Here is a 15,070-nt window from a genome sequence, read left to right on the forward strand (position 1 = left end):
CTAATTCGCGTTTGAGATAAGTTCGACAATATTGCCAATATTGGCAAAATTCTCTTCTGAGATATCTTCATCATCAACTTCAATGTCAAATCGCGCTTCCAGCTCAGTGATCAGGCTAACAATCGCCATTGAATCAAATTCAGGGATAGCACCAAACAATGCTGTATCTTCGCACCAATATGTTGATTGATAATTAGGCATAATCCCAGATAAAACGGATTGTAATTCTTGCAGTATGGCTTCTTTGCTATTCATTTTTTTCTTAAAATTGTCTTTAGTATCGATTTCAATCGTGCGAGATAAATATGTTTGAAGATAAGCATCTTGCCGAGTATGGTTTTTCCGTTAAATACTTGTACTACTCTGCGCTCTCGATATTGTGTCATCCACGCTCGTTTATAAGCTTCATTTCCACAGCCAAACTCTATTGTATGGCATTTGTCATCGTCAATGACTCTTTCACACATGGCTTCAGAGAGTATAGAACCTACCGAATAATGGCTAAATTCCGGATCATAGGCAAGCTTAAATATGGAAGCGGTGCTGTGTTGTATGAACCAAATTTGCGCAGCAACAGCCTTGCCATCTGCGTACATTACCGCAAATCTAAGCTTATCCTGAGCAAGAGCAGCTTTGCTAACTTCGGCGATAAATTGATAACTTGCTTCGTCTCCTTTCCAGCTATCTCGGTAAATTTGTTGATAATCAGTATATAGCGAGTCGAATTGTGTCGGCGTATTGGCAAATACGATTTTGACCTCGTGATCTTGGTAGAGCTTTTTCGCTTTACGTTTTAATGTATTCTTTAGCTGACCCGGACGCTGCGACAAATATTCAGAAAAGTGACTTACATGATCAACAAACCAATGACCGATCACTGAATAGTCTTTTTGAGGTTTTTCCAATGCTAGCAACGCACCACTAACACGATGGCAATCAAACGGCCCAATCCGTATTTCGTCCCACGGATAACGCTGACTAACCTCAATTAGCAACTGCTTAGTAAGTGCAGTATTGTTTGACTGTGAAACATAGTAGGGTAAAACGTTTGTACTATAACAACTTGTCACACTACTTATTTGCTGGGTGTTGCCCTCCAGACGATGTATGAGCGGCCACAGTAATAAAAGATGCTGGTTGTCATTATCAACCAGCGTATGTAGTTTCAATTCTTCTTTGCTGGCCTGCAATAAATCTTTAGTCGCACTCAACCAGGCATAGGTTTGTTCGAACAGCGCCGCATGTTTGTCGCATAATTGAACGACTTGAGGATCGTTAATCTCTAAACAACGATATTGAGGTGTAGCGACATTCATGAGCAGTTACGCTCGACACAGAATTTCAAGAATTTCTTGTGTCTTCTGTTGCATCAGCGCGGTGTCGTTTCTTGATTCAACATTCAAGCGCACCACAGGTTCAGTGTTACTACTGCGCAAATTAAAACGCCAATTAGCAAATTCGAGACTAATGCCGTCGGTGTAATCACACGTTAATGCGTCATTTTTATAGTGTGCTAACACGCGCTCAATAGACGACTTAGGATCGTCAAGGCGGTTGTTAATTTCACCCGATGATGGATAGGCCTCGATACGCTCTCGTACCAACGCAGACAACGGTTTGCCCGTTTGACAAATCAGTTCGGCTACTAGTAGCCACGGGATCATACCGCTGTCGCAATAGAAAAAATCACGGAAATAATGATGTGCGCTCATTTCACCGCCATACACAGCATTTTCTTTACGCATGCGCTCTTTAATAAAGGCATGACCTGTTTTACTTAGAATAGGTGTACCTTTCGCCTGCTTAACAATGTCAATGGTATTCCATGTTAACCGAGGGTCATGAATGACTTTTTCATTGGGGCTTTTAGCCAGAAAGTTTTGTGCCAGCAAGCCAACGATATAGTAGCCTTCGATAAATTCACCGTTCTCATCAAAGAGAAAACAGCGATCAAAGTCACCATCCCAAGCAATCCCCATATCTGCATTGTGCGCTTTTACCGCATCGGCCGTCGCGCTTCTGTTCTCAATGAGTAATGGATTGGGGATGCCGTTTGGAAATTTGCCGTCAGGTTCATGATGGATTTTGATTAGTTCTATTGGCAATGACAATGTTGAAAAGTGCTGCTCTAGCACATCGATAGCCGGGCCTGCTGCACCATTACCCGCATTAACGACGAGTTTTAACGGTTTAATATTTTCAGCGTTAATGTAACTCAACAAATGTTTAGTATAAGCCTCTGAAATATCTTCGGTGCTCGCTGTGCCTTTACACGCGACGTCGTCAAATCTATTTTGTTCAGCAAGTGCTTTAATGTCATGCAATCCAGTATCACCACTGATTGGCTTACTGTTCTCTCTGACCAATTTCATACCATTATAATCAATGGGATTATGGCTCGCAGTGACAACAATACCACCGTCGCACTGTAAGTGACTTGTCGCAAAGTAGATATGTTCAGTGCCACACAAGCCAATGTCTATCACGTTTGTGCCACCGTCCATTAAGCCATTAGATAGTGCCAGTTTTAACTCTTCGCTAGTCAGGCGCACATCACCGCCTACCACAACGGTTTTAGCCTGAGTGTGTTGAGAAAATGCGCGACCAATTCGATAAGCAATATCCGTATTAAGCTCCTCACCGAGTTTACCTCTGATATCGTAAGCCTTAAAACAGGTAAGCGTGTCGTGACTTGGCATAGTGTGTCCTTTAATAATTATTCCAGCTGCCAATGCTAGCTAGAACTGATAATAAATAAATGTGGCAACATCTTGATTAAACGCAACCAAAATATAAACAACACTGGTATACACGCCCGCATAAATCAGCGGTTGTGTTCGTGTCATTTTTTGCATCAACTGATCGCGATACCTAACAGGTGAAAAGTGTAATACCGCTGACAACATGAGCAATACAAGTGCCATTATAGGCAGCTCGGACACGAGGGTAAAGTTCTGATATATGGCTTGAAAATACTGGGCACACGCTGATAAACCATCCCCTCTAAAGAGCAGTCGCGTTAATATAATGATGGTGAATATACCCGCAATTCTCGTGACTAACGCGACGCCGCGATAAATAATTGGTGGTAACCCTTGTTTATCACGTTGCTGTTTACGAAAATGCTCCCAGCCAACCAAACTACCATGGATCAAGCCATAAACAACAAAGTTTAGTCCTGCACCATGCCAAATACCAATCGCCACAAATACGATCAGTAGATTCGTATAAATATTACCGAACTTGGCTTTTTCGATCGCGTCATATAAATAATCCCTAAAGAATGAAGACATGGTGATATGCCAACGTTGCCAAAAGTTAGCTATGCTCGTGGCTTGATAAGGACGATTAAAGTTGATAGGCAAACGGTAGCCAAATAACCGAGCAACGCCAATGGCAATATCAGTATAACCACTCAAATCCATGTACACCTGAAAACTATAAGCTATCAAGGCAATGATAAGAAAAACGGAGGAAAATGAGGTTGGATCGTCAAAAGCCGGGTCTACCAGTTGTACCGCTAACATATCAGCAAAGACGACTTTTTTAATGAGTCCTCGCAAAATAAGTGTTGCCCCTTCCATGAGTTCCTGTCCACTGCCTTTGTGATTGTGCTCTAACTGCGGCATGAAGAATGATGCCCGAACAATAGGGCCAGATAACAACTGTGGGAAAAAAGACATGAATAGCGCAAAGTCGCCGAATGAGCTTTTCTTCTCTAGCTTTCCAGAATACAAATCCAGCGGATAAGTGATTGACTGGAACGTCATGAACGATATGCCTATCGGTAAAATGATATCGACAAATGGGCTTCTGCCTTCTAAGCCAAAACCAGACAATAGCTCATATAATGATTCAACTAAAAAGCCGAGATATTTAAAGTAAAATAAAACCGCTAGGCTAAAAATAATGGCCAAGCTGAGCGCAAATCTACGTACTTGCTGGTTAACGCTGGTTTTAATCACATGGCCTGCGAAATAATTAACCAAGGTCAGCACCAGAAGAATACCTGCAAATCGCCAATCAATGGTCATATAAAAGTAGTAACTAATTAATAGTAAGAAGGCTTTTTTAGTACTGTTTTTATTAGTGAATTGGCAAACAAAAAAACTAAACAAGCACAGGAAGAAGAAAGAAAACGACGTTATAGACATTACTTGTCCTCCTGTGCAATATTCAACTGATTATACGGGTGTAACTGACGATATTGATCTAAGAGAAAGCGCGCGACATATTGCTCACCTTCGTAGGTAAAATGACTCCCATCAACAAAGTATTTGCGTCCCCCTGCCATGACCTTGGCCAAATCAAATAACGGTGTGTTCGTTTCTTTCGCTACCAACCTAATTTGCTCATTATACATATCACCAATTGCCATTAAGCTTTCGGCATTCAGACAACTATAGTAATACAAAGAATCTTTTAAAAAGCTATTCGCCACTGCTTCATCTGTATTTGCGTAAGCGCGAGATACAGTCATCAATGCAGGCTGTATGCCTTGGGATTTTATCGAGGTGATAATTTCACGTACGCGATTACCATATACCCCAGCATCCACATCACTTAACGCTAATAAATTAGCCTCACTAGTATTATTTGCTCTTAGCTGAGTAGTATTTTTACGTATCATGCTCTTGGTTTCTACCCACGTAGGCAACGTAGGGTAGTCGATACCTATATAAGCAGGTTTTTCTGAATCTGACATGGCACGGCACAACAATGAAATATCGTTAAAACCGGGATATAACATAACTACATCAGGGCTAAGTTGAGACACTACACCATCAAAAAGTTTGCTGGTGTGCACTAGTGTATGTCCTTCGATACCCGCATTAATCACATGAAAGCTTTCATTTCCTTCTGTTTGTTCCTGCAGATATTTACCAAACAATGCAGGGAATGTACTTTGATTATTCTTTGCGTATGCGCCAGCGACGGTAGATGCACCTAATATTGCGATACGCGTATCGTTCTTATTCTCCGGAATAGGTTCGCTGCGCAGGCCAACTTTATTTATTTTCATCGTGATTGCATCAGATTTGGCATCTTTGAGCTGTAAATTTGGACGATAGGTAAAGATCCCTAACTCTTCATTAAATACTCTCGCACTTTGATCAGTTAATAATGCAAGCGCACTCCTTCCCGTTTTATAGTAAATATACGACTGTAGAAATACTTCCCCAAAGATCAACGACAAACATATCAAGACGATACTAAGAATGGCGGTAGGTCGTCTAATTTCAGGCTGAGCAAGGGCTTGATTATTCTTAAGCGCTTCTAGCTCGCAAATACTCGTCCCTTCCCAGTTTTCAGGCAAATATCCGATATATTCTTCTACGGCAATTGACACCATGACAAAAAATAACGAATCGCCGCCAATGCCAACAAAACTATCGGTTTCGACAATTTCAGGGTTGTTCATAATTTTTTGGTAAGCAGCGAGTAATGACTCATAGCTCGTATCATTTTGTCTAGATTCAGCAGCCAATGACAGTATTTTTCGTTGATCAACTTTACCTGATGGTAGCAACGGATATTCGTCAAACGTCATGACAATAAATGATTCAACATTAAGCTTGTACTTAGTCGCAAGATATTCTGTAATCCTCAGCTCCTCACCTGCTTTAAGTACCGCTACAGTAATAAAATCATCATTCCCTACAACGACCGAAGATATACCAAGGCGATGAACTTCAGCCTCAACTTCATCTAAGCTAATACGCAAACCAAATAGTTTACAGAACCGACTTTTTCGTCCGACGATTTTGAATAGGCCATTGGCTTTACGAACGGCCAAGTCGCCCGTTCTTAAAATGTTATCGCCAGATGGCAGTTGCAACTCGCTTTTTTCGGTTGCGTACCCCATCATGACATTTTCACCGTAGTAGACTAATTCGCCTTCCGTATCTTCCTCAGTAATGAAACTCCCATTTTCATCTTGAAGTTCAATTTGACCACCCGGAATAGGCTTCCCAATACAATCACCATTTTCGGCAAGCAAAGCTGGCGGAACATAGGCAATTCGAGGAGCTGCTTCTGTTTGCCCGTACATAACATAAAACTGACTATCGCTTGCCTCTGCCCATTGCGTGTATTTTTCTACTAGTGGCATTGGTAATCGGCCACCAGCTTGCGTAATGTACTTAAGTGATGCGTAATGTTTCTCGCGAACCCCTTGTTTTTCCAACAATTCAAACGTATAAGGCACGCCAGCAAGGCTTGATACTTGGTGTTTTTCTACCAATTGCCAAAATGATGAATCTGTAACAGAGTCATTGGTCAAGACGATACTGGCACCAACCGCTAAATGTGAATTGATGACCGACATGCCATAAGAATAATGATAAGGCAGTGTAGTTATCGCCGTATGTTCACTATCTATATTGAGATATTCAGCAATTGCTAAGGCATTCGATTGGATGTTTTGTTGTGATAAACGAACGAGTTTGGCACTGCCCGTTGTTCCTGAAGTTGACAATAAAATGCATAAATCTTCATGATATTGACTTACTTCGTTATGACACTGTTGCCAACACCATTTCCCTGCACTGTTCTTGCTAAATACCATTTCAGGCTTGAAGGTATCAAGAATTTGATTTTGAGAAGAACAAGTACCTTCTGCCACTAGTAGTACAGGATGTTTTGCGTATAGCGCAGTTAAGTATGCAATGACAGATTCAATTTCATTACTACACTCCACTGCCACAAGCTTTTTTGTTGTGCCTAATTCACTGGCACTAGACTGCAATTTGAGTAATAACTGACGATAAGTTACTTGGCGACCATCCGCCAAATAGAACGCAACTTTGTCATTATACAACTCAAATTGTTCAACGAATAACATTTGAAAAAGCCTCTATGCACTATATGTTTTGCGACTTAAATAAAAACGACTCAACAATCGAATCACTTACACCAAATATTCTCAAGACATTTACAAGCACAATAAGTAAAATATCGGAAATGATATCGAAAGATCATGGAAGAAATAAGTGTTATTTAATTCCTTTGAATTTATTGTAATTTTTCTCCCTGCTTGTCTACTGTTATTTTTTACAACAGCAAAAAGGTGGGGAAACCAGTCAGCAATTGCAACGTTAGTCGCTTGCTCTTTGTTTTTTTACGCTTGGTGGAATCCGAGCTATTTGATTCTGCTTGTTGGTTCAATGGTGTTTAACTACTGGATCGGTAAAACATTGGGGAAAAAACCTAACAAACCTTTGCTAACATTCGGTATAGTAACAAACTTAACGGCGATTGCTTATTTTAAATATGCCGGCTTCATTGTACTGAATATTAATGCTGTAGCTAGCACAGACTACAACTTAGGGACAATCATCCTACCGTTAGCAATCTCATTTTTTACTTTTCAACAAATAGCTTATTTAGTTGACTCGCATAAAGGCATTACGCACGAGTACAGCTTCCTGCACTACGCCTTATTTGTATCCTTTTTTCCTCAGTTAATAGCGGGACCAATTGTTCATCACAAGGAAATGTTGCCTCAGTTTGAACGTAAATCAGCATTCACTCTCAATGCGTATGATGTACAAATTGGCTTGTCTATTTTTGCAATTGGTTTATTCAAAAAAACTGTACTCGCTGACGGCATAGCGGTATATGCTACACCTATCTTTTCGCTTGCAGACCAAGGTACTAGTATAGATTTCTTCGCGGCTTGGAGTGGAGTACTTGCCTATACGTTTCAACTTTATTTCGATTTTTCAGGCTATTCCGATATGGCGATTGGATTGGCAAGAATTTTCGGGATTGTGTTACCACTGAACTTTTATTCTCCTTATAAGGCGACCAATATCTCAGAGTTCTGGCGAAGGTGGCACATGACACTGTCTAAGTTTCTACGGGATTACGTGTATATTGCACTAGGTGGAAATAGAAAAGGAAACGTGAAGCGTTATTCAAACCTTTTGCTTACTATGCTACTAGGCGGTTTGTGGCATGGAGCTGGATGGAATTTTGTAATTTGGGGCGCTTTACATGGCTCCTATTTAGTCATTAATCATGCATGGCAGTATATAACACAGCCAATTTCGAAAAATTTAGGAACTAACTTTTTATATAAATATTTTTCTTGGTTCATCACCTTTACTGCCGTCATCATTGGCTGGGTGTTTTTCCGAGCAACAACACTGGACGGGGCGATCAACCTCTTACAAGGCATGATCGGCATGAATGATATATTTATTCCAAACGCCATCGTCGCTAGGGCACAGAGTATTGGAGTTGACCTAGCATCCTTTTCTGGTAATTCAGTTATCGGTGGCACAGCCTTTATTAAGTCATGGCTTTGGATTCTTGGACTACTTTCAATTGTTTTGGTATTACCAACTGTACAGGATATATTTTCAAAGCATCGCTCCTCACTCAATATGATTGCATTTGAGACTAACAACGCACTTTGGCCTGCGAAAAAGCTAACTTATTCACTGCAATGGCTAGACAAGAAACACTGGGCGATTCTAACGGGCGCAATGTTGGCCTTTGGTTTTCTGACTTTATCGCAAGTTAGTGAATTCTTATATTTTCAGTTTTAGGATGACACATGTCTTATATTAAAACCCTTCTGACGACTGCACTTATTATTTTTGGCATTGTTGGCATAACGAATTGGTTCATTGATCCATTTGCCATGTATTGGTCGCCAACCATTGAAGGGATTAACGAAATCAAGCCCGAAGCGGGAAATAGATCGCGGATTATAAAAGCATATCGTGTAATTGAGACTTCTCCCGAAGTTTTGCTTGTTGGAAACTCTCGTATTGAAATGGGTCTACCACATGATTCTAAACATTTCGCCTCTAACAGCGTATACAACCAAGGTTTGCCAGGAGCCAAACTCCATATGCAAATAGATTATGCTAAAGATGTCATACAAAACAATTCTGATTTAAAAGAAATCATCATGAGTATCGACTTTCTCGATTTTCTTATCGCACCTGACGAATTATCACAACAACTCAATTTAGCGAATTCCAAGAGAAGCTATGATAAATACCTTCGTACGAGAACTGATAATATGTACGCGTATTTTTCTGAGAAACTAGCGGTTTCCTATCAGTTACTATTCTCTCTTGATGCCCTACAAGCGACATTTAATACTTTCTCTAATCAAAATTTCTATGTCAACACGATTACACCGTCAGGATTTAATATCGCAAATGGCTACAAACACATTATAGAGTACGAAGGATACGAGGCACTGTACAAACAAAAGCTCGATTGGCTTTTGGGTAAGCTGGCTTCGCGCAACTGGATACTATTTCCCAGCAATTCCACATTCACTTCACCCAAGTTTGACCAGCTAGAAAGCCTGATAAGCCTGTGCCAAGAAAAGAACATTACTTTCCGTCTATTTATTAATCCCTACCATTTTAGTTATCTACATGCGATAGAACAAGCAGGGTATTGGGAAGAGTTTTTAGCATGGAAATGGGCATTGGTGAAATTTTTAGATGGTAAGCATTATGATGAAGTTAATCTGTGGGATTTTAGCTTAATTAATGCAAGAACAACTGAAGCAATTGACCAGACAGGCGAGCTTTTATGGTTTTGGGAGCCCGCACATTATAAAAGTTCTTATGGTGAAACAATTATCGAGACAATTAGAAGCAACGACCGTATAACAGAACACGGCGTGATTCTTACACCAGACAATATCGATGACATGATAAATACTCAACGTACTATGTTATGGTCAACAGCGGAGCAATGGGTGTTATTGCAAGAGCGTCTTGAACTCAATAAGACGCTCTAATTCTTTCGCATGAAGATAATTACGACTCGGCTCTGCCGTAACGGTCTTCAAACCGTACAATATCATCTTCACCTAGGTAGCTGCCTGATTGCACTTCAATCATTTCTAAAGGAAGTTTTCCAGGGTTTTCCAACGCATGAACCGCTCCTATAGGAATATAAGTGGATTGATTTTCACTTAACAGCGTTGTTTTTTCGTCTATAGTCACTTTTGCCGTTCCAGATACGATAATCCAATGTTCGGCACGGTGGTGATGCATCTGAACCGATAGTTTAGCACCCGGCTTCACTGTGATGCGCTTAACTTGAAACCGTTCGCCATTGTCAACAGAGTCATATTTACCCCACGGACGATATACTTCTCGATGCAGACTAGCTTCACTGCGCCCGTTCGCTTTCAGCTCATTTACAATATGCTTAACGTCTTGAACACTGTCCTTGTTCGCTACTAATACAGCATCAGGCGTATCTACTATGACCAAGTCACTCACATTAAGCGTAGACACCAATCGCTTATCGCTGATCACTAAACTATTGTGGGTGTCTCTGGCAATCACGTCGCCTTTGAGGACGTTATTATTATCATCTTTATTCAATACTTCCCACAAGGCAGCATATGAGCCAACATCATTCCATCCCGCATCAAGCGGTACAACTGCTGCTTCTTGTGTTTTTTCCATAACAGCATAATCGATAGATTCACTAGGACACGCAAGAAATGCATCTTTATCAACACGTAAAAAGTCTAAATCTTCTGTCGTATTTGACATGGCTTTTTTACAAGCAAGCTGAATATCAGGTCTAAACTGTTCTAATGCAGCAAGATAATCTTTTGCTTTGAACATAAACATGCCTGAATTCCACAGGTAATCACCATTATCGAGATATTGCTTTGCGGTCATTAAATCAGGTTTCTCGACAAACTCAGCAACCTCATGGAATCCATTACCTATCTCATGCCCCCGTTTAATATATCCATAACCTGTTTCAGGTTTATTTGGCACTATACCAAACGTAACTAACTTGCCTTTTTCGACAGCAGTCATGCCAACGTTAATCGCTTGGTGAAAGGCTGAATGATCTTCAATTACATGATCCGCTGCTAGCACTAGCAACACAGCTTTTGGCTCGGATGCGATGGCGCGTAATGCAGCTAACGCGATTGCCGGTGCGGTATTGCGACCTTCAGGCTCAAGCAGAATTGTTCCCATTCCATCATTCAACTGCTGAATTTGTTCAGCCACTAAAAAGCGATGTTCTTCATTGCAAATAAAAATAGGCTGATTGTCTACGCTGGGTAAACGTAGCAAAGTATCTTGCAACATACTGGTTTGATTAACTAAAGGTAAGAACTGCTTTGGATTTAATGAGCGCGATAATGGCCAAAGGCGTGTGCCACTACCACCACACATAATGGTTGGGAAGATAACCGCTGTATTCATGTTTATTCCATTAATAGGCATTTAATTTCACAACAATCATAAGTCATTTGACCGTATGAATAAAGTTGATTGTCTGTTAGACCCCTATCAATGATTTGCCACAACTGTGGCGTTTTATGGCGTAATGAGCCAAGTACAATACGAACAATTTGGTAATTATCTAATAATTGAGCAATCTAACAATTTCACACAATTACTTTGGTAAAAGGCTAGTTATTGAAGAACCCAAGGTCTATAATTCAGTCTTCTAGGGAAGAAAATAGGTTACTCACTTCATGGCATTATTACCTAAATTGGTTTTAGCAGTTTGTTGTATCATCGCTTTCTCCGGATGCCAATCCAGCGATTCTAGTAAGAAAAACGAAATACCTCTTCACAATGAATATAATTTAACGTTAACCGTCGAATCTAATTCTAATGCCAATCGCATTCAAATTAAGCCTTTAGAAAAAACTTGTAGTAGCGCTTGTATTGAGCGCGTAAGTGAGAACACTACCGTTGAACTAATACCTTTATCAGACGACGAAAGTGAGTTTGTTGGTTGGGAAGGTGATTGTTCTAATAGCACCAATTGTGTTCTGAACATAAATGGCGACAAAAAAGTTAACGCAATATTTGAGCAAAAATTCGCCTCCAAACTCAACGTCCATATTGTCGGTCAAGGCGATGTTGCAGTGAATGGCAGACCAATGCAATGTGGTTCATCATGTCAACATACGTATGTCACAGGCTCTCGTATCACATTGACTGCCATTCCTGGTTCAAGCTACCAGTTTTCCACTTGGCAGGATGCTGTATTTGGATGTAGTACCAGCGAAACCTGTAGGATTGTTTTAAACGACGATGTTCAAATTACTGCTATCTTCCACGATACATCTGATACCAAAACACTCTCATTAGACTTCCTAGGCAATGGTACAGGTGAAGTAGGCATCGTAGGGCAACAGTCTTCATGCACCAATGACTGTCAATTAGCTATGCCTGAACAGGAAACAATTGAGTTATATGCAACACCAACAGGCAACAATACAGTATTTAGTGGTTGGGCTGGATGCGATGACACAAACAATGGCAATTGTATTGTTTCAACTTCGCAACATCAAAACGTTTCGGCCACATTTGATACCGTTCAATCGACAACATTAACGATTAACATTGAAGGCAATGGTAGTGTAAAAACTGGCGATGACACGATCAACTGTTCACAAAACTGTCAAGTTAGTGTAGCAAATGGCAGCCCATTAACGTTGTTAGCAGTCGCTGATAATGGCTATGAATTAGCGCAATGGAATAACCAATGTTCAACAAGCATTAGTTGTCAAGTTACACCGTCAGGCCCGCTCACCGTTTCCGTAACCTTTAAAGAAAGTTTGTTCGATAAAGAAAGCAATACCATTCTCATTACTGAGCCACTGGGTGAAACGAGAATAAATCATCCAATTCAAATTGGCCGACCATTTATTAAAGGTGAGATTGCTAATTTTCCTGTGGCAGTCATCGATGGGATAGCCATTCCAACGCAATCCAACGTAAAACAACGATATGACGATGGTAGTGTCAAGCATGCAATAATTAGCTTTGTAATTGATAACCTTCCTGCATATAGCTCATTGGCCATAACATTTGAAAATCAAGCTACCATGAATGAAACAGGAATGACTAAAGAGGAAATGCTTAGTGATTCAACATCACTTTTTGCGTCCATGTCATTTTCTTTTCCTGAATCTGGCCAAAAAACGGTTTCGGCGAGAGATATGATCATTCATGACCACTATGACACTTGGCTTTCTGGGCCAATTGCAAGCACGGTTTTGTTAAGAGATCACAGTGTGAATCGCATATACGATGTTGGAAACGATCACCACAAGAGTGTACGCCCCATGTTTTATATAACATTTTGGCCAACAATCAATAAATATCAAGTTCGCTATATAGCTGAGAATGCGAATACTGAAACGCTACAAGACCAAACATATGGAGTAGACATATCAATCGATGATAGCTCACTTTCATTTTACTCGAAATCCAATATCCCTCATCAAGCGATGTCTCGCTGGACCAAAGTACGCTGGTCAGGCGGCCAGGTACTGCCAATTTCCATCAACCACAATGTGAATTACTTAGCTAAAACTAAACGTATCCCAAATTTTGACACGAGCGTAATAATTGATAATGGTGTCATCGAATCAGATTGGGCTAAATGGGAGAATAAACCAAAAGATATTTATGACAGCGGATTATGGCAACGTGCTATGGCAACCGCAGGAGGAAGACCTGACATAGGTTTATACCCATCTTGGACAGTAAAATGGATATTTACTGGAGATTGGCGACATCAAGAGATTGCTTTAACTCAAAGCGACCTAGCTAGTGCTTGGCCGATGCATTTACGTGAGGGAGACACAGGCAGAAAATTTGACTTCGCTGAGTCTGTTGATGCAATAGGACAAGTGGTATCCATGGCTCCTAAGGCGAGACCTAAACACTGGGTGTCTCGCCCTGACTGGCATGAAATACCTGAAAACGACAAGATCGAGTTTGTTGGTGAGCACGCTAAGACCGCATGGCGCCCAGATTCAGCTCACCACCCTGATATTTCTAGTCCTCAATACCTGTTAACTGGAGAATATTTCTATTTGGAAGAAATGATTTTCTCTGCGGCTTTTACTGGTGGGAACAACAATGCGCAAGCGAAGCCGTATCGATATGGTCGAGGTCCAACAGGCTCTGAAGGCGCGCTGTATTCTGGAGAAGTTCGAGGTCAAGCCTGGAATTTGAGAACGCGAGTGCATACATACGATATTTTGCCTGATGATATGCCAGATAAAGAGTACCTACATCAACTAACAAAGAATGCAATTTCAATGTTTGAAGGTCTTTTTAGTTTGACTAATAGTTACCCTGAACTTCAAGACCTGTATGATCACGCTAAGAACACCGTGCAAAAGCATGCGTTTACATACAGTGGAGTGCCTTCTCCAAATGGAAATTGGCATGAAGGAATCAGCAGCCCTTCCTACGTGAAAGATACGATGATTAACACCAATTTTGTTAATAGAGCAACTGCTCCCTGGATGCATAATTTTGTTATTGTTGCGCTTGGACGTACCAAAGAGCTCGGCTTTAAATCAGAAAATTTGTTGAAATATGCAGGAAACCAATTAGCCGGTCCTTTTGAAGATAGCAGTATTGACCATGTTATGTTTTCGGCATATGTAGTGCCAACATTAGATGAAAACAATCAGTGGTTCACGTCATTTAGTAACAAGTTTCAACACTACAATCCAGATTACGTAGCAACTACGACCTACAGGCTTGCCAACGAAAGTGATACAGAACATGGCTATTACAGTATAGGAATGGCCGCCGCTTCTTACTTAACTGAAGATGAGAATTTCCCTGCTCTTTGGCAATTCATCGAAGATAATGTAAGGGTTAAAGAGGCCTATTCACGTAACCCTAAATGGTTACTATTGCCAAGATAATCTATTGAGGTAATTAATGTACGATTTAATCACCTGAAGCGTACATACAAGGGTAGATATATAATAAAGATTGGCGCATGTTGAGCCTTGCGTCGTCAGAATCGTTATCGATTCGGCATAAAGCCACAAATAGAATAATGCTGTATTAACCAAAGGGTATAGAGTTAAAAAGGGCGCTTAACTTATAAGCTAGATCGAACGTGGTTGCTTATAGACAATATCCACATGGAGCACGGTATTGTCTTGTTCCAAAGAATAGCTGTTTATACCTACTGCATTCCAGCCAACGCCATGCCTCACAGTATAACCCAAAAAGAAAAAGAGAACTGCGGTCAAGCCGTTCACTAATATACAGATTTTTTGGTGTTC

Annotated in this window: 9 protein-coding genes; 3 read left to right on the top strand and 6 right to left on the bottom strand. The window is 40.6% G+C overall.

The window, feature by feature from the left end:
- The 5 genes from ACSLUK_RS04760 to ACSLUK_RS04780 are packed head-to-tail and all read right to left on the bottom strand — an operon-like array spanning position 1 to position 6,844.
- The gene (locus ACSLUK_RS04760) at positions 1–255 is read right to left on the bottom strand and encodes an acyl carrier protein (protein WP_448547378.1); all 255 of its coding nucleotides are present in this window, start codon (positions 253–255) and stop codon (positions 1–3) included.
- A complete protein-coding gene (locus ACSLUK_RS04765; RefSeq protein ID WP_448547379.1) occupies positions 252–1,316 on the bottom strand; it encodes a GNAT family N-acetyltransferase in 1,065 nt (354 codons plus the stop codon). Before ACSLUK_RS04765 ends, ACSLUK_RS04760 begins: the two co-directional genes overlap by 4 nt.
- A 6-nt stretch (positions 1,317–1,322) precedes the next feature.
- Positions 1,323–2,699 (bottom strand): phosphohexomutase domain-containing protein, encoded by a 1,377-nt coding sequence (locus ACSLUK_RS04770; RefSeq protein ID WP_448547380.1) that lies wholly within the window; start codon positions 2,697–2,699, stop codon positions 1,323–1,325.
- 39 nt (positions 2,700–2,738) lie between these two features.
- Positions 2,739–4,154: an MBOAT family O-acyltransferase gene (locus ACSLUK_RS04775; protein WP_448547381.1), complete on the bottom strand. Its 1,416-nt coding sequence runs from the start codon at positions 4,152–4,154 to the stop codon at positions 2,739–2,741.
- A complete protein-coding gene (locus tag ACSLUK_RS04780) occupies positions 4,154–6,844 on the bottom strand; it encodes an AMP-binding protein (RefSeq protein WP_448547382.1) in 2,691 nt (896 codons plus the stop codon). Before ACSLUK_RS04780 ends, ACSLUK_RS04775 begins: the two co-directional genes overlap by 1 nt.
- Before the next feature lie 148 nt (positions 6,845–6,992).
- Between ACSLUK_RS04780 and ACSLUK_RS04785 the strand changes: the two genes are divergently transcribed.
- Entirely contained in the window at positions 6,993–8,555 is a 1,563-nt protein-coding gene (locus ACSLUK_RS04785) for an MBOAT family O-acyltransferase (RefSeq protein ID WP_448547383.1), read from the top strand.
- An 8-nt stretch (positions 8,556–8,563) separates the two neighbouring features.
- A complete protein-coding gene (locus ACSLUK_RS04790; protein WP_448547384.1) occupies positions 8,564–9,775 on the top strand; it encodes a hypothetical protein in 1,212 nt (403 codons plus the stop codon).
- 19 nt (positions 9,776–9,794) lie between these two features.
- On the opposite strand, the gene ACSLUK_RS04795 is transcribed toward ACSLUK_RS04790, so the two are convergent.
- Positions 9,795–11,216 (bottom strand): mannose-1-phosphate guanylyltransferase/mannose-6-phosphate isomerase, encoded by a 1,422-nt coding sequence (locus ACSLUK_RS04795; RefSeq protein ID WP_448547385.1) that lies wholly within the window; start codon positions 11,214–11,216, stop codon positions 9,795–9,797.
- Positions 11,217–11,491: 275 nt separating this feature from the next.
- On the opposite strand from ACSLUK_RS04795, the gene ACSLUK_RS04800 reads away from it, so the two are divergent.
- Positions 11,492–14,701 (top strand): InlB B-repeat-containing protein, encoded by a 3,210-nt coding sequence (locus ACSLUK_RS04800; RefSeq protein WP_448547386.1) that lies wholly within the window; start codon positions 11,492–11,494, stop codon positions 14,699–14,701.
- Positions 14,702–15,070 lie beyond the last annotated feature (369 nt).

The organism is Thalassotalea fusca, assembly GCF_053485835.1.